This window comes from Streptomyces sp. AK010 (assembly GCF_014207295.1).
GTDB classification, from domain to species: Bacteria; Actinomycetota; Actinomycetes; order Streptomycetales; family Streptomycetaceae; genus Streptomyces; species Streptomyces massasporeus.
The window spans coordinates 105,235-119,682 of the sequence record NZ_JACHCX010000016.1 but is presented as its reverse complement, the minus strand read 5'-3'; the positions used below and the strand labels follow the sequence as shown (position 1 = coordinate 119,682).

18 protein-coding genes, 1 pseudogene and 1 riboswitch are annotated in these 14,448 nt (G+C 71.9%); of the genes and pseudogenes, 10 read left to right on the top strand and 9 right to left on the bottom strand.

Annotation, left to right across the window (positions count from 1 at the left end; translation table 11 throughout):
• Positions 1–47 precede the first annotated feature (47 nt).
• The 7 genes from HDC93_RS27535 to HDC93_RS39780 all read right to left on the bottom strand — a co-directional run bounded on the left by HDC93_RS27535 (position 48) and on the right by HDC93_RS39780 (position 5,101).
• Positions 48–821, bottom strand: a complete 774-nt coding sequence (locus HDC93_RS27535; RefSeq protein WP_311774633.1) for an urease accessory protein UreD — start codon at positions 819–821, stop codon at positions 48–50.
• Positions 818–1,495 carry an urease accessory protein UreG gene (ureG, locus tag HDC93_RS27530; RefSeq protein WP_185013497.1) on the bottom strand — a complete coding sequence of 226 codons (678 nt, stop codon included), beginning with the start codon at positions 1,493–1,495 and terminating at the stop codon, positions 818–820. Before ureG ends, HDC93_RS27535 begins: the two co-directional genes overlap by 4 nt.
• A gap of 170 nt (positions 1,496–1,665) precedes the next feature.
• Positions 1,666–2,340: an urease accessory protein UreF gene (locus HDC93_RS27525; RefSeq protein ID WP_185013496.1), complete on the bottom strand. Its 675-nt coding sequence runs from the start codon at positions 2,338–2,340 to the stop codon at positions 1,666–1,668.
• Positions 2,341–2,350: 10 nt separating this feature from the next.
• On the bottom strand, positions 2,351–4,072 hold the full coding sequence (locus tag HDC93_RS27520; RefSeq protein WP_185013495.1) for an urease subunit alpha: 1,722 nt from the start codon (positions 4,070–4,072) through the stop codon (positions 2,351–2,353).
• Positions 4,065–4,376 carry an urease subunit beta gene (locus HDC93_RS27515; protein WP_185013494.1) on the bottom strand — a complete coding sequence of 104 codons (312 nt, stop codon included), beginning with the start codon at positions 4,374–4,376 and terminating at the stop codon, positions 4,065–4,067. Before HDC93_RS27515 ends, HDC93_RS27520 begins: the two co-directional genes overlap by 8 nt.
• A gap of 12 nt (positions 4,377–4,388) precedes the next feature.
• Positions 4,389–4,691 (bottom strand): urease subunit gamma, encoded by a 303-nt coding sequence (locus HDC93_RS27510; RefSeq protein WP_185013493.1) that lies wholly within the window; start codon positions 4,689–4,691, stop codon positions 4,389–4,391.
• Positions 4,692–4,804: 113 nt separating this feature from the next.
• Positions 4,805–5,101 (bottom strand): hypothetical protein, encoded by a 297-nt coding sequence (locus HDC93_RS39780; RefSeq protein ID WP_398986651.1) that lies wholly within the window; start codon positions 5,099–5,101, stop codon positions 4,805–4,807.
• A gap of 82 nt (positions 5,102–5,183) precedes the next feature.
• Here HDC93_RS39780 and HDC93_RS27500 point away from each other — a divergent pair, with 82 nt between their 5' ends.
• From HDC93_RS27500 to HDC93_RS37875, 5 genes and pseudogenes are all read left to right on the top strand, one after another.
• Entirely contained in the window at positions 5,184–5,810 is a 627-nt protein-coding gene (locus HDC93_RS27500) for an ATP-dependent Clp protease proteolytic subunit (RefSeq protein ID WP_398986648.1), read from the top strand.
• A 6-nt stretch (positions 5,811–5,816) separates the two neighbouring features.
• Positions 5,817–6,125, top strand: a complete 309-nt coding sequence (locus HDC93_RS27495; protein ID WP_031108881.1) for a hypothetical protein — start codon at positions 5,817–5,819, stop codon at positions 6,123–6,125.
• A gap of 336 nt (positions 6,126–6,461) precedes the next feature.
• Positions 6,462–6,674: riboswitch (cyclic di-AMP (ydaO/yuaA leader) on the top strand.
• 3 nt (positions 6,675–6,677) lie between these two features.
• The gene (locus HDC93_RS27490; protein WP_185013491.1) at positions 6,678–7,151 is read left to right on the top strand and encodes a C40 family peptidase; all 474 of its coding nucleotides are present in this window, start codon (positions 6,678–6,680) and stop codon (positions 7,149–7,151) included.
• Positions 7,152–7,225: 74 nt separating this feature from the next.
• Positions 7,226–7,312, top strand: a pseudogene (locus HDC93_RS39775) (hypothetical protein); the annotation flags it as partial.
• Positions 7,313–7,341: 29 nt separating this feature from the next.
• Complete coding sequence (locus tag HDC93_RS37875; protein ID WP_398986644.1) at positions 7,342–8,049, top strand: DUF6328 family protein; 708 nt, start codon at positions 7,342–7,344, stop codon at positions 8,047–8,049.
• Here HDC93_RS37875 and HDC93_RS27485 read toward each other — a convergent pair.
• Positions 8,046–8,504 (bottom strand): ATP-binding protein, encoded by a 459-nt coding sequence (locus HDC93_RS27485; protein WP_185013490.1) that lies wholly within the window; start codon positions 8,502–8,504, stop codon positions 8,046–8,048. The genes HDC93_RS37875 and HDC93_RS27485 overlap by 4 nt on opposite strands.
• 213 nt (positions 8,505–8,717) lie before the next feature.
• On the opposite strand from HDC93_RS27485, the gene HDC93_RS27480 reads away from it, so the two are divergent.
• Together HDC93_RS27480 and HDC93_RS27475 are read left to right on the top strand one after the other, a co-directional pair.
• On the top strand, positions 8,718–9,578 hold the full coding sequence (locus HDC93_RS27480) for a helix-turn-helix transcriptional regulator (protein ID WP_185013489.1): 861 nt from the start codon (positions 8,718–8,720) through the stop codon (positions 9,576–9,578).
• 9 nt (positions 9,579–9,587) lie between these two features.
• Entirely contained in the window at positions 9,588–9,818 is a 231-nt protein-coding gene (locus tag HDC93_RS27475; RefSeq protein ID WP_185013488.1) for a DUF397 domain-containing protein, read from the top strand.
• 110 nt (positions 9,819–9,928) lie between these two features.
• Here the strand turns inward: HDC93_RS27475 and HDC93_RS27470 are convergent, their stop codons facing one another.
• Complete coding sequence (locus HDC93_RS27470) at positions 9,929–11,056, bottom strand: 8-amino-7-oxononanoate synthase (RefSeq protein WP_185013487.1); 1,128 nt, start codon at positions 11,054–11,056, stop codon at positions 9,929–9,931.
• 150 nt (positions 11,057–11,206) lie between these two features.
• Here HDC93_RS27470 and bioB point away from each other — a divergent pair, with 150 nt between their 5' ends.
• From bioB to bioD, 3 genes are read left to right on the top strand one after another with little or no spacing between them, the layout of a single operon-like run.
• Complete coding sequence (gene bioB, locus HDC93_RS27465; RefSeq protein WP_185013486.1) at positions 11,207–12,382, top strand: biotin synthase BioB; 1,176 nt, start codon at positions 11,207–11,209, stop codon at positions 12,380–12,382.
• Positions 12,375–13,709 (top strand): adenosylmethionine--8-amino-7-oxononanoate transaminase, encoded by a 1,335-nt coding sequence (locus HDC93_RS27460; protein ID WP_185013485.1) that lies wholly within the window; start codon positions 12,375–12,377, stop codon positions 13,707–13,709. Before bioB ends, HDC93_RS27460 begins: the two co-directional genes overlap by 8 nt.
• Position 13,710: 1 nt before the next feature.
• Positions 13,711–14,436 carry a dethiobiotin synthase gene (gene bioD / locus HDC93_RS27455; RefSeq protein ID WP_185013484.1) on the top strand — a complete coding sequence of 242 codons (726 nt, stop codon included), beginning with the start codon at positions 13,711–13,713 and terminating at the stop codon, positions 14,434–14,436.
• Positions 14,437–14,448 lie beyond the last annotated feature (12 nt).

The window sequence follows — 14,448 nt, the reverse complement described above, 5'->3', positions numbered from 1 at the left end:
TCTTTGCCAATCCGATAAACGGAGAGGCCGTGCTGCTCTACGGACGCCTACGTCCGCGGGAGCGACGCGAACGCCTCGTCGAGCAGTCGCCGCAGTCTGAGGGCGTCCGGCGCCACCGCGGTCACCAGCGCGGCGGGTCCGGCGAGCGGTACGACCGAGGCCCCCTCCCCCAGCACCGTCGCGGCCACCGGCTCGACGGCGAACTCCGGGCGGACGACGACCAGTTGCCCGACAGCCCGATGCCCCGCCAGGACGGCGGGCCCGTCCCAGCCGCCCGGCGCACCGAGCCCGCAGGCCAGTTCCTGGTCGAGCACGGCCTGCCCGGCGACCCGCACGGTCAGACGGCTCGTGAGGCGCCCCGGTTCCTCACCGACGCGTCCGAGCACCTGCTCCTCGCGCAGCACGAGCCGGGCGGCGGGCGCGAGCTCGACGCGGGTGGTGACGTACAGGTCGCTGCCCTGAGCTGAGATCAACTGCTCCGGCAGCCAGTGCAGTTCGCCGTGATCGGCGACGTCGAGCCGGACGTCGTAGCGGGCCTCGCCCTTCGCCTGCCCGGGCAGCGCGATGGTGGCGGCGGCCGACCCGACGGACAGCCGCGCCTCCTCCTCCACCCGCCCCTCCACGGTGAAGTGGTCACCGCCGAGCGGCCCGCTCATCGCGCCGACCAGCATGACCCGAGCCTCGGAGCCGGTGGCCCGGGTGCGCCGCAGGGCCAGGGGTCCGTCGCTGTCCAGCACGGGCAGCGAGGTCCCGCCGCGCCCGTCGTCCCGGGCGACGATCCGCGCGAGGGACCGCACCCCGGCCCCGGTACGCACGTTCACGCGGTCCACGCGGCGAGCTGCGCACGCACCCATGCGGCGACGTCCGCCACCCCGGCCTCGCTCCGCAACGACTGGAAGACGACCGGCAGTTCGGCGCGCTGCGCCTTGGCGTCGGCGGCCATCCGGGCGAGGTCGGAGCCGACGTACGGGGCGAGGTCGGTCTTGTTGACGACGAGCAGGTCGGCGGTGGTCACGCCCGGTCCGCCCTTGCGCGGGATGTCGTCGCCCCCGGCGACGTCGATCACGAAGATCTGCGCGTCGACGAGCCCCTTGGAGAAGGTCGCGGTGAGATTGTCCCCGCCGGACTCCACGAGCACCAGGTCCAGCGGCCCGACCGCGTCCTCCAGGTCCTCCACCGCTTCCAGGTTCGCGGAGATGTCGTCGCGGATCGCGGTGTGCGGGCAGGCGCCCGTCTCCACGGCGGTGATCCGCTCGGGCGGCAGCACGGCCTCGCGGAGCAGGAACTCGGCGTCCTCGCGCGTGTAGATGTCGTTGGTGACGACGGCGAGCGCCAGCTCGTCCCGGAGCGCCCGGCAGAGCGCGGCGACGGTGGCGGTCTTCCCGGATCCGACGGGGCCGCCGAGTCCGATGCGGAGCGCCCTAAGGGTGCCGTCGGGACGGTGGGCGTCCGCGCTGAGGGCGGTGGGGGTGTCGTGGGCGTGATCGAGGTGCATGTGCGGCTCCTGGTGGGACGGGCCCGGGTTCGCGGGCGATGCGGGATGGCGGGTTCCGGCGTCGGGGGGCGGGTGAGTGGGAGGCTGGGCGCGCTCACGCGGCGGAGCGGCACATCGAGCACAGCCCCGCGCCCCTGGGCGGTCGGTCTGCGCGGCGTTTCTCGAAGCAGCTACGAGGCGAACAGGCGTACCGGCCACGCCGCGTGCACCTCCGCCCCGATCTCCAGCAGCGGTGCCGACCCCGCCGGCAGGGCGTCGAACCCGTCGTCGACCACCTTCCGGGCCGCCTCCACCGCCCGGTCCGCGACCCGGTCCACCTCCGGGGCCAGCCGGGCCAGCACCCGCGTCGCGTCGAAGGGGTCCAGACTCAGCAACCGCACGGTCGCCGACGCGGGTCCGCTCACGCTCTCGTACGCCGCGCAGTACGCTGCGTCCACCGGCCCCAGCCCCGCCGCCCGGGCCGCCAGCCCGAGCACCACCGGCTGATGCGCCCCCTTGGGGAACTCCCTTCCGAGCGCGTCCAGTTCGGCGGACGGCCAGGTCGCCCGGGCGGCCCGCAGCAGTTGCCGTCCCAGCTTCCGCGCGGCGACGCGCAGCGCGGGCGACGGCGTGCGCGCGTCCGCGGCACGGTCCAGCGCGACGGGGTCGATCCCGAGCGCCGCGGCCGCGGACAGTCCCGCCGCCGTCAGCCCCGCCGTGTGCAACCGCCCCCGGCAGAACTCCCCCAGGCTCGCCGCCCCACTGATCCGACCGGCCTTGACCGCCGCCTCGGCACCGCCGGAGTGCGCGTGCCCCCCGGCGGGAAACCGCCCGTCGGCCAGGACGAGAAGCGCTGCACGCGACATCAGACCACCCTCAGAACAGGAAGTACCGCTGGGCCATGGGGAGTTCGGCCGCGGGCGCCGCCTCGACCAGTTCCCCGTCGATGTGCACGGCGAAGCTGTCGGGATCGACCCGCACCTCCGGCCGGGCGTCGTTCTCTCGCATGTCGGCCTTGGTGACACCGCGGGTCGACTCGATCGCCGCGAACCGCTTGCCGAGCCCCAGCCGTTCCGGCAACCCGGCTTCGACGGCCAAGGGGGCGACGAAGTTGAGGGAATTGGAGGCCGGCGCCCGCCCGATCGCCCCGTACATGGGGCGCGGCAGGATCGGCTGCGGGGTGGGGATCGAGGCGTTCGCGTCGCCCATCTGCGCGTAGGCGATCTGCCCGCCCTTGATGACGAGCTGCGGCTTGACGCCGAAGAACGCCGGTTCCCACAGCACCAGGTCGGCCAGCTTGCCGCTCTCCACCGATCCGATCTCCCGGGCCAGCCCCTGGGCGAGCGCGGGGTTGATCGTGTACTTGGCGACATAGCGACGTACGCGGCGGTTGTCGGCGCGTCCGTCCCCGGGCAGGGCGCCCCGCCGCCGCTTCATCACATGGGCGGTCTGCCAGGTGCGCATGACGACCTCACCGACACGCCCCATGGCCTGGGAGTCGGAGGAGATGATCGAGATCGCGCCCAGGTCGTGCAGCACGTCCTCCGCGCCGATCGTGGAGGGGCGGATCCGGGACTCGGCGAAGGCCAGGTCCTCCGGCACCGCCGGGTTGAGGTGGTGGCAGACCATCAGCATGTCGAGGTGTTCCTCGGCGGTGTTGACGGTGAACGGCCTGGTCGGGTTGGTGGAGCTGGGCAGCACGTACGACTCGGAGACCACCGTCATGATGTCCGGCGCGTGCCCGCCGCCCGCACCCTCGGTGTGGTACGCGTGGATGCCCCGGCCGGCGATGGCGGCCAGGGTGTCGCCCACGAATCCGGCCTCGTTGAGGGTGTCGGAGTGGATGGCGACCTGGATGCCGGTCTGTTCGGCGACGGTCAGCGAGGCGTCGATGACGGCCGGGGTGGAGCCCCAGTCCTCGTGCAGCTTCAGGCCGAGGGCGCCGCCGCGGATCTGGGACAGCATCGCCTCGTGGGAGACGGTGTTGCCCTTGCCGAGCAGGCCGATGTTGAGCGGGAAGGCCTCCATCGCCTCCAGCATCCGGGCGAGGTGCCAGGGTCCGGGGGTCACGGTGGTGGCCTTGGAGCCCTCCGCGGGGCCCGTGCCGCCGCCGACGAGGGTCGTGATGCCGCAGGAGAGGGCCTCGTCGGCGATCTGCGGGCAGATGAAGTGGACGTGCGCGTCGATCGCGCCCGCCGTGAGGATCCGCCCGTTGCCGGCGATGATCTCGGTCTCCGGGCCGATGACCAGGTCCGGGTGGACGCCGTCCATGGTGTCGGGGTTGCCGGCCTTGCCGATGCCGGTGATCCGGCCGTCGCGGATGCCGACGTCGGCCTTGACGATCCCCCAGTGGTCGATGATCACCGCACCGGTGATCACGGTGTCCGGCGTGCCCTCCGCGCGGGTGGCCCGCGCCTGACCCATGGACTCACGGATGACCTTGCCACCGCCGAAGACGGCCTCGTCACCGGCGAGACCGGGGCCGCCGGAGCGGTCCTCCTCGATCTCGACCAGCAGGTCGGTGTCGGCGAGGCGGATCCGGTCACCGGTCGTCGGGCCGAACAGGTCGGCGTACGCGGCACGCGAGATCTCAGGCATCGAGGGCACCTCCGGTCTCCCCGCGCAGGCCGGGCACCACACGGGCGCCGGCCAGCGGCACGAGTTCGACGTCGACGGGGATCCCGGGCTCGAAGCGCACGGCCGTGCCGGCGGCGACGTTGAGCCGCCTGCCGCGCGCCGCGGCGCGGTCGAACTCCAGGCCGGGGTTGGCCTCGGCGAAGTGGTAGTGGGAGCCGACCTGGACGGGCCGGTCGGCGGCGTTGAGGACGGTGAGGCGGACGACGCCACGGCCCTCGTTGTAGGCAATCGGCCCGTCGGCGAAGAGGATCTCTCCGGGAATCACGGCGGCTCCCCGTCAGACGATCGGGTCGTGGACGGTGACGAGCTTGGTACCGTCCGGGAAGGTGGCTTCGACCTGCACGTCGTGGATCATCTCCGGGATGCCCACCATGACGTCGTCCCTGGTCAGGAGTTTGCGTCCGGAGGACATGAGTTCGGCGACGGTGCGACCGTCCCGGGCGCCCTCGAGGAGGTGCGAGGTGATGAGCGCGACCGCCTCGGGGTGGTTGAGCTTGAGCCCGCGGGCCCGGCGCTTCTCGGCCACGTCGGCCGCCACGTGGATCAGCAGCCGTTCTTGCTCGTGCGGGGTCAGTTGCACGTCCCACCTCACAGTCGTCGCTCCGGGCCGTGCGGGGCCCGGTTGCCGCGGCCACGGGGCAAAGTGCCAGGTGGCGTGGATCGGCAGGCTAATTGGACTGCGTTTCGGGCACGTTAACCGAGCTGTGATCCACCCGGGTCCCCGCCGCGCATGCTCATCAGGGCCCGCAGACCGTCCCGGAGCACCTCGACCGGGGCGGGGCCGAAGAGGGACCGCAGGGACTGCTGGGCGATGAACCCGAGCACGGAGGCGATCATCGTGCGGGCCACGTGGTCCGGCGCGACGTCCGCCCGCATCATGCCGGCCTCCTGATAGCCCTCGACGATCCTCCCCCGGGCCGCGCGGACCGAGCCGTAGCCCTCCCCCAGGACAACCGCGAGCTCCTCGTTGCGCAGGGTCTCGCCCCACACCTGGACGACGACCCGCGGAAAGGCGGGCCGGCCGTCGACGACCAGGGACGCGCGGGCGGCGAGCGTCCTTCCGAGGACCGGGGTGACGAGTTCGTCCGGCGGCAGGGCGGACTCTGCCGCGCCGCCTCCCCGAAGGCCTCGCGGACGGAACCGAGCGTTACGGCGGCGCCGAGGTCTCGTCCACCGGTGCCCCGAGGAGGACGAGACCTCGGCGAACGACGTGATGGCCCAGTTCATGCACCTGGAGCACCAGGCCCCGGAGCGCGACATCTCGCTCTACATCAACTCCCCCGGCGGCACCTTCCACGCGATGACGGCGCTCTACGACACGATGCGGTACCTCTCCTGCGACGTGGAGACCATCTGCCTGGGCCAGGCCGGTGCCGCGGCCTCGGTGCTGCTGGCGGCGGGCACGCCCGGCAAGCGATTCGCGCTGCCCGACGCCCGCCTGGTGATCCATCAGCCCGCCCTGCCCGAGCCGGTCCGGGGGCAGGCCAGTGATCTGGCCATCCAGGCCGACGAGTTGACGCGCATCCGGAGCCGAATGGAGGAGATGCTCGCGCTGCACACGGGCCGCACCCGGGAGCAGGTGAGCGCGGACATCGAGCGGGACAAGATCCTCACCGCCCAGGAGGCGGTGGAGTACGGCCTGATCGACGGGATCATCCCCGGCCGCAAGGCCACCCTGGCCCCGCCGACCGGTCGGTGAGGCCAGGTGCTCCCGCCCGAACTGCCGCCCCTGCCCGCCCTGACGCGCGCCGAGGCGGAACTGATCGACCGTTACCTCGAGGTCGTCGACCTGCTCGGCCGTATCAACCCGGCCCAGGACGGCGACACCTACCGCGGACTGCGCGCCGCCCAGGCCCTGGTCGGCAAGGCGACCGCGCTGCGTGACGCGCTGGCCCTGATGCACCGGCGGGGCGAGACGGAACTGCACGCCGGCACCCTGGCCCGGGCCCTGCGGGTGCTGGACGGCGAGCGGCGCACCGCCCGGCTCACCCTGCCTCCGGAGTCCGTCAGTTGACGTGGAACCGTCGGTCCGGACGCACGCGCCGTCCGCGATGCGTCCGGAGCTGAGTTGAAACGGACCAAAAGACGTACCTCTGTTCGGAGTAGGCGGGAGACGAGTTTCGGGACCGTTCCGGTTGCGCAACGCGCGTAGCCGGCGGACGCAATGGGGCATTCCATCCCTGGTCCGGAGCTCCGCGAACCCGTGGACAGCGGCTCGAACGCACACGTGTCCACCCGAACGGGTGAGTGGTGAGTAACAACACAAATCCCCGGTTCCGTTGGGAAATCCGGACACGCATGCGCCAAGATCCCTGTTTGACGACAAGCCCCCGCCGCTGTGGCGGGGCGATCCGGGCGGACGCCGAGTCCTGCCGCCGCCCGGATGACCGGTCGACAGGAGTGGATCGGCAGGAGTGGAGGACCCGAGCACGACGGGTCGCCGGGACGGTCACGCCATGACCGGAGCCGAGCAGCCCTTGGGGTGAAGCCGCGTCAGCGGCCGGGCAACTTTGTCAGCCCGAATCCGACAGGTCATCCTTCACAGGCGGCTGACGAAGGGTTGCGCATGACTGCGCTCAATCGTGTCCCGTCGCTCATGGCCCGGGCCGGCACGGCCTCGGCGCTCACCATCGCCGCGGTGGGCGGCTCCATCGTGGCGCCCGGCTTCGCATCCGAGGCGGCGGCGGCCACACCGGCGACCAAGGCGCTCCAGATCGCGGCCTCCAAGAAGGGTGCTCCCTACAGGTACGGGGCCACCGGTCCGCACCGGTTCGACTGCTCCGGGCTCACGCTCTACTCGTTCAAGAAAGCCGGCAAGAAGCTTCCCCGCACGGCTGCCCAGCAGTACAACAAGACGCACCACATCTCCGCCAAGAACCGCAAGGCGGGCGACCTGGTGTTCTTCCACTCGGGCAGCAACGTGTACCACGTCGGTATCTACGCGGGTAAGAACAAGCTCTGGCACTCCCCGAAGAGCGGGGACGTGGTGCGACTGCAGAAGATCTGGACCAAGAGTGTCTGGTACGGACGCGTGAAGTGATCCGCCCGGCGTGCGGCGGCGTCCTTGACGCGCCGCCGCACGCCGGAGCGTGACACGGGCTCATCTGGACACCTGTGACCCCATGGCCGAGCACCGCCCCTGCACCGCGCGCAACGAGACGCCGGCTACAACGCGCCGACCGCACCTTCGTCGAGCTGCTCCAGGAACTCCGCGTCACCCAGACGGGTGTGTGCAGTTCCTCTTCGCCTTCCTGCTGTCGCCGGCCTTCACCTCGCGCTTCGAGGACCTCGGCACGGTCCAGCGCATCACCTACGTCGTCGCACTGCTGCTGGCCGTCCTCGCCGCCGCTCTCTTCACCGCTTCGGCCGCGCTGACCGCTCCCTCTTCCAGCAGGGCGTCAAGCCCCGCATCGTGCAGGTCTCCTCGCGCCTGGCCACCATCGGCCCTGTGCGTGCTGGTGTTCGCGTTCAGCGGTTCCGTGCTGCTGGTGGCCGGCGTGACCACGGGCCGGACCGGCGGTGCCGCCGCGGGCGCCGCGGCTTTCCTGGTCTGCGTCGGCCTGTGGGGCTGCTCCCGCGGCTGGTGCGGCGGGCGGGGCTGCGTGCGGAGGCGGACGGCACCGGAAGGACCACCGAGGAGGAAACGGCCGGGGGCGACGTCGGGATCTCCGCACCGCTGTGGCACACCGTCGGTCAGCCGTCAGGGCTCCGAGGGGCGGCGGCGCACCGGGAGGCGTCGGCACGGCACCGGTGACGGCTGCGGGCTCCGACGGGGCGCGAGGCGCGGAGCGGGCGTCATGGCCGCGGGGGTGGCCCGGATGTGGGTCGCGCGGGCCGGGGTGCGCGGAGGGCACCCGCTGGACATGCCTTTCGGGTCCTGCTCTGGGCCGGCAGGGCTCCTGCCGCGGGTGAACAGGGTTCCTGCGGTGTGTGCCTAGAGCTCCTGCTGCACCACGGTCGTCACCGGCTGGGCCGGGACGACCCAGGGGAGTTCGATCGAGATGGTCTTGCCGCCCTCGCGAGTGGGGCGGATACGGAGTCTGCCGCCGCATTCCGCGGTCAGCCAGCGAATGATGACCAGGCCGCGGCCGTTGTCCTGCTGGACGGCGGCCGGCAGGCGTCTGGGGAACCGCGGATGGCTGTCCGTGACCCCGATCCGCAGGTGCTCGTCACGGTCCAGTGCGACATCCACGGTGAACGTGGGTGACTGACCGAAGGTGTGCTGGACGGCGTTGGTGGCGAGTTCGGAGATGATGAGCCGGACGGTGTCGGACACTTCCGTGTCCGCCGGCAGCCCCCACTCCGCCAGCGTTCCCACCACATAGGCACGCGCTGCGGAGACCGAGGCGGGATCGCTCGGCAGAGTGACGGATGCTTCCAGATGGTCTGCCATGGCGACCTCGTCCCTTTCCCACGGGACCACAGCCCGACACGGAGCGGATGGTTCGAGTACGGTCCCGGACTGGTGCTTCGTCGCCAGACTGCCACCAGAACACCCCTGAAGGACGGCGATCCACCAAGATATGCATATATCTGTCGCTCAAAGCGGTGAACTCTGCGACGCGAGACCGTATTTGGGTGGCTCGGAAGGAGTAAGGAGGAGCCCATGCAGCACGGTCCCGCGGTGCGCCGCCGGAAACTGGGCGCCGAACTGCGTGCGCTGCGCACCTCTGCGGGGCTCACGAGCGGTGAGGCGGCCCGGCTGGTGGGCTGGCACCAGTCCAAGGTCAGCCGGATCGAGACGGGCACGAGCGGGGTGAAACCCGCCGATGTGCGGTTACTTCTCGATGCCTACGGTGTGGCGGACTCCCAACTTCGCGAACTGCTCATGATGTTGGCGGGGTCCGACGAGAGCGGCGGCCGGCACCACTGGTGGCACGCCTACCGCGGGGTACTGCCGCCGACCTACCGGGACTTCATCAGCCTGGAGTCGCAGGCCGGCGCGATGCGCACGCTGGAGACCAGCGTCGTCCCGGGCCTGCTCCAGACGCCCGAGTACGCGCGGGCGGTGACCAGGGCCGCGGTGGAGGGACTTCCGGAGGACCGGCTCGACACGCTGGTCGAGGTGCGGCTGGCCAGGCAGGACGTGCTGCGCGCGGCTCCCCCGCTGAAACTCAGTGCCGTCCTGGACGAGGCGGTGCTGCGGCGCGAGGTGGGCGGACCCGGGGTCATGGCCCGCCAGCTGGCACGACTGGTCGAGGCTGCCCGGCTGCCCCAAGTGCGCCTGCAAGTGCTGCCGTTCAATGCCGGGGCGCACATCGGCGTCACCGGCCCTTTCGTAATCTTCTCATTTTCGAGCACTTCTGATCTGGATGTGGTTGTTCTCGACCACTTGACGAGTAGCCTCTACCTCGAACGGAAAGAAGACCTCCAGGCCTACACGGAGGCCTTCAACGCCCTTCAGATCCACGCCCTTTCGCCCGAGGACTCGTTGGATTTCATCGCCGGGACAGCCGCCGGCGCGTAAGGAGGCACCATGCGTGCACTGCCTCGTCACGTCCCCTCAAGCATCGAACTGCACGGTGTGCGGTGGCTGCGCAGCAGCTACAGCACCGGCGCGAACAACTGCGTCGAGACCGCGTGTCCGGATGCCCCGCCCTGGGCCGGACTGCTCGCCGTGCGCGACTCCAAGGCCCCGGCCGGACCCGCGCTGCTCTTCTCACCGAGGAGCTGGGCAACGTTCACGGCCGCGGTCGACCGCATCTGATCGTTTCTGATCAGTTCGCCATCGTCAGTCCGTCGTCGTTCAGTCCGTCGTCGTTCAGTCCGTCATCGTTCAGTCCGTCATCGTGCGACGCACGGCCGTGTCACGCCGACTCATGGCCGCGTCTCGCCGATCAGCCGTACAGCGCGTTCGATCTGCTGAGTGGTCAGGTCCGCGCGTGCGGTCAGCCTGAGCCGTGAGATGCCGTCCGGCACGGAAGGGGGCCGGAAGCACCCCACGGCCAGGCCCGCCGCGCGGCACTGCGCCGCCCAGCGCACGGCGTCCTCGGGAGAGGGCGCCCGCACCGAGACCACCGCGGCGTCCGGACGCACCGCTTCCAGACCCGCGGCGGTCAGGCGTGCGTGCAGTTCGCCCGCCACCGCCCGGGCCCGCTCAGCCCGCTCCGGCTCCCGGCGCAGCAGCCGCAGGGCCGACAGGGCCGCACCGGCCGCCGCCGGGGCGAGTCCCGTGTCGAAGATGAACGTCCGAGCGGCGTTGACCAGGTGCTCGACGACCCTGGCCGGGCCGAGGACTGCTCCGCCCTGGCTGCCGAGCGACTTGGACAGCGTGACCGTCGCGACGACGTCGTCCGCGCCCGCGAGCCCCACCGCCTGCGGGGCGCCGCGGCCTCCGTCGCCGAGAACGCCCAGCCCGTGGGCGTCGTCGACGACCAGCCCCGCGCCGTGCTCCCGGCAGGCCTCGGCCAGGGCGGCGAGGGGGGCCGCGTCGCCGTCGACCGAGAAGACCGTGTCGGACACGGCGATGGCCGTGCCCTCGTGGGTGGCCAGCGCCTTGCGCGCGGCGTCCGGCTCGGCGTGCGCCACGACCTGGGTGGTACCGCGGGCGAGCCGGCAGCCGTCGATGAGCGAGGCGTGGTTGCCCGCGTCGGAGACGATCAGAGAGCCGTGCGGGGCCAGCGCGGTGACCGCCGCGAGGTTGGCGGCGTACCCGGAGGAGAAGACGAGAGCCGCCTCGAAACCGCAGAAATCGGCCAGTTCCCGTTCGAGTTCGGCATGCAGTTCGGTCGTGCCGGTCACAAGCCGGGAGCCGGTCGCGCCGCCGCCCCAGGTCCGCGCGGCCCGGGCAGCGCCCTCGGTGACCTCGGGGTGGCGGGCCAGCCCGAGGTAGTCGTTGCTCGCCAGGTCCAGGAGCGGCGAATCGGCCGGACGGGGGCGCAGAGTCCGTACGAGTCCGGCGCGGGCGCGCAGCTCCGCCTGCTCGTCGATCCAGCCGAACGCCATGGGTGGTCCTCCGGGGAATTTGTAGGCAGTGCACAGACACTAGCGGGACCACCAGCAGGTCAGTGTGTGGCAATACCCACACCTCGAAGCGACTCTGTTGTGCGAACTCTCCTTTGCCCCGGGCACCTCCTTAGGACAGGATCGGCTTCCATGGACCTGCTGAACACGCTGGTGGACAAGGGGCTTCGGCGCGAGCTGCCGACCCGCGACGAGGCTCTGGCCGTCCTTGCGACGTCCGACGACGACCTGCTCGATGTGGTGGCCGCGGCCGGAAGGGTGCGCCGGCACTGGTTCGGACGGCGGGTGAAACTGAACTATCTGGTCAACCTCAAGTCCGGCCTGTGCCCCGAGGACTGCTCGTACTGTTCGCAGCGGCTCGGCTCGACGGCCGGGATCCTGAAGTACACCTGGCTGAAGCCCGACCAGGCGTCCGACGCGGCGGCGGCCGGTGTGGCCGGAGGGGCCAAGCGGGTGTGCCTGGTGGCGAGCGGGCGCGGCCCGACCGACCGGGACGTGGACCGGGTCTCCGAGACGATTCGGACGATCAAGGACAACAACGAGGGCGTCGAGGTCTGCGCCTGCCTGGGGCTGCTCTCCGACGGCCAGGCCGAGCGGCTGCGCGAGGCGGGCGCCGACGCCTACAACCACAACCTCAACACGTCCGAGGCGACGTACGGGGAGATCACCACCACGCACACCTACGAGGACCGGGTCGACACCGTGCAGAAGGCGCACGCGGCCGGTCTGTCCGCCTGCTCCGGGCTGATCGCCGGCATGGGCGAGACGGACGAGGACCTGGTGGACGTCGTCTTCTCCCTGCGTGAGCTGGACCCGGACTCGGTTCCGGTCAACTTCCTGATCCCGTTCGAGGGCACCCCCCTCGGCAAGGAGTGGAACCTGACCCCGCAGCGGTGCCTCAGGATCCTGGCGATGACGCGGTTCGTCTGCCCGGACGTCGAGGTGCGGATCGCGGGCGGGCGCGAGGTCCATCTGCGCACGATGCAGCCGCTCGCGCTGCACCTGGCCAACTCGATCTTCCTCGGCGACTACCTCACCAGTGAGGGCCAGGCCGGCAAGGCCGACCTGGAGATGATCGCGGACGCGGGCTTCGAGGTGGAGGGCACCGGCCAGGTGACGCTGCCGGAGCACCGGGCCGCCGGAGGCTGCCACGACGGTGGCGGCGTCTGCGGTTCCGGGGGTGACGGAGCCTGCGGCTCGGACGCCGCGCCGGAGGCCTCCGAGCCCCGTACGGCCGCCGATGCCCGTACCGATCTGGTCTCCGTTCGCCGCCGGGGCGCCGGAACGGACCTCGCGCCCAATGCCTGAGCTGACGGTGCCCGAGCTGCTGGAGCTCGACCGGCGGCATGTGTGGCATCCGTACGGTCCGATGCCCGGACGGCAGGAACCGCTCGTCGTGGAGTCGGCGAGCGGGGTACGGCTGCGGCTCGCCGACGGCTCGGGGGTGCCGGGCGGCTCGGGAGTCGCGGACGGTCCGGGCGGGCCGGACGGTCCGCTAGAGCTGGTCGACGGGATGTCGTCCTGGTGGTCGGCGATCCACGGCTACAACCACCCGGTGCTCAACGAGGCCGCGCGCGGCCAGTTGGAGCGGATGAGCCATGTGATGTTCGGCGGGCTCACCCACGAGCCCGCCGTACGCCTGGCGAAGCTCCTTGTCGACATGTCGCCCGAGGGCCTGGAGCATGTCTTCCTCGCCGACTCCGGTTCGGTGTCGGTCGAGGTCGCGGTCAAGATGTGCCTGCAGTACTGGCGTTCGCTGGGCCGGCGCGGCAAGCAGCGGCTGCTGACCTGGCGCGGTGGCTACCACGGCGACACCTGGCAGCCCATGTCGGTGTGCGACCCGAAGGGCGGGATGCACGACCTGTGGACCGGGGTGCTGCAGCGTCAGGTGTTCGCCGACCCGCCCCCGGCGGAGTACGACGAGGCGTACGCCGAGCAGTTGCGGTCGCTGATCGAGCGGCACGCCGATGAGCTGGCCGCGGTCATCGTCGAACCGGTGGTGCAGGGCGCGGGCGGGATGCGGTTCCACTCCCCCGCGTATCTGCGGGTGCTGCGCGAGGCGTGCGACGCGCACGACGTGCTGCTGGTGTTCGACGAGATCGCCACCGGGTTCGGCCGTACGGGTGCGATGTTCGCGGCGGAGCACGCGGCTGTGACACCGGACGTGATGTGCCTGGGCAAGGCGCTGACCGGCGGCTACATGACGATGGCGGCGACCCTGTGCACCGCGCGGGTGGCGGACGGCATCTCGCAGGGCGAGGTACCGGTGCTCGCGCACGGCCCGACGTTCATGGGCAATCCGCTGGCGGCGGCGGTGGCCTGCGCCTCGATCGAGCTGCTGCTCGGTCAGGACTGGCTCGCCGAGGTGAAGCGGATCGAGGCGGGGCTGCGGGACGGGCTCTCGGCTGCCTCGGACCTGCCGGGCGTGAGGGACGTGCGGGTGCTCGGCGCCATCGGCGTGGTGCAACTGGACCACGCGGTGGACATGGAGGCGGCGACGGCGGCGGCCGTGCGCGAGGGCGTGTGGCTGCGGCCGTTCCGCGATCTGATCTACACCATGCCGCCGTACGTGACGGGCGAGGAGGACCTGGCCCGGATCGCGCGGGCCGTGTGCGCGGCCGCGCGGGAGGGATGACATGCCGGTACTGGTGATCACGGGCACGGGCACGGAGGTCGGAAAGACGGTCGTGACCGCCGCCGTGGCAGCGACGGCGGTCGCCGCCGGCCGCTCCGTGGCCGTGCTGAAGGCCGCGCAGACGGGCGTCGGGCCGGACGAGCCCGGGGACGCCGCCGAGGTGGCACGCCTCGCGGGCCCGGTGACGACGGCCGAACTCGCCCGGTTTCCCGAGCCGTTGGCGCCGGCCACGGCGGCGCGCCGGGCCGGGCGGACCCCGGTCCATCCGCACGAGGTCGCGGAGGCCGCCGCCAAGCTGGCCACCGAGCACGACCTGGTGCTGGTCGAAGGAGCCGGTGGCCTGCTCGTCCGGTTCGACGCGGCCGGTGGCACCCTCGCCGACGCGGCCCGGCTGCTGTCGGCGCCGGTGCTGGTCGTGACCCCTGCGGGGCTCGGCACCCTGAACACGACGGAGCTGACGGCGCGTGAACTGCGGGCCCGGGGGCTGGACCTGGCCGGGATCGTGATCGGCAGCTGGCCCGCGGCGCCCGATCTCGCCGCGCGCTGCAATCTCGCGGATCTGCCGGAGGTGGCCGAAGCCCCCCTGCTGGGCTCGGTTCCGGCCGGCTCGGGCGCCCTCTCCCCCGCCGCTTTCCAGGCGGGGGCGCCGCACTGGCTGGCGCCCCGACTGGACGGCTCGTGGGACGCGGAGGCGTTCCGGATCCGGGAGGCACCCGAGGCGTTCTGAGGGACCGGGACG

Coding starts and splice junctions, on each gene's coding strand:
- HDC93_RS27460 (WP_185013485.1), top strand. CDS start 12,375: ATGCCTGAGCTGACGGTGCCCGAGCTGCTGGAGCTCGACCGGCGGCAT.
- HDC93_RS27470 (WP_185013487.1), bottom strand. CDS start 11,056: ATGGCGTTCGGCTGGATCGACGAGCAGGCGGAGCTGCGCGCCCGCGCC.
- HDC93_RS27480 (WP_185013489.1), top strand. CDS start 8,718: ATGCAGCACGGTCCCGCGGTGCGCCGCCGGAAACTGGGCGCCGAACTG.
- ureG (WP_185013497.1), bottom strand. CDS start 1,495: ATGCACCTCGATCACGCCCACGACACCCCCACCGCCCTCAGCGCGGAC.
- HDC93_RS27525 (WP_185013496.1), bottom strand. CDS start 2,340: ATGTCGCGTGCAGCGCTTCTCGTCCTGGCCGACGGGCGGTTTCCCGCC.
- HDC93_RS27475 (WP_185013488.1), top strand. CDS start 9,588: ATGCGTGCACTGCCTCGTCACGTCCCCTCAAGCATCGAACTGCACGGT.
- bioB (WP_185013486.1), top strand. CDS start 11,207: ATGGACCTGCTGAACACGCTGGTGGACAAGGGGCTTCGGCGCGAGCTG.
- HDC93_RS27485 (WP_185013490.1), bottom strand. CDS start 8,504: ATGGCAGACCATCTGGAAGCATCCGTCACTCTGCCGAGCGATCCCGCC.
- HDC93_RS27520 (WP_185013495.1), bottom strand. CDS start 4,072: ATGCCTGAGATCTCGCGTGCCGCGTACGCCGACCTGTTCGGCCCGACG.
- bioD (WP_185013484.1), top strand. CDS start 13,711: ATGCCGGTACTGGTGATCACGGGCACGGGCACGGAGGTCGGAAAGACG.
- HDC93_RS27490 (WP_185013491.1), top strand. CDS start 6,678: ATGACTGCGCTCAATCGTGTCCCGTCGCTCATGGCCCGGGCCGGCACG.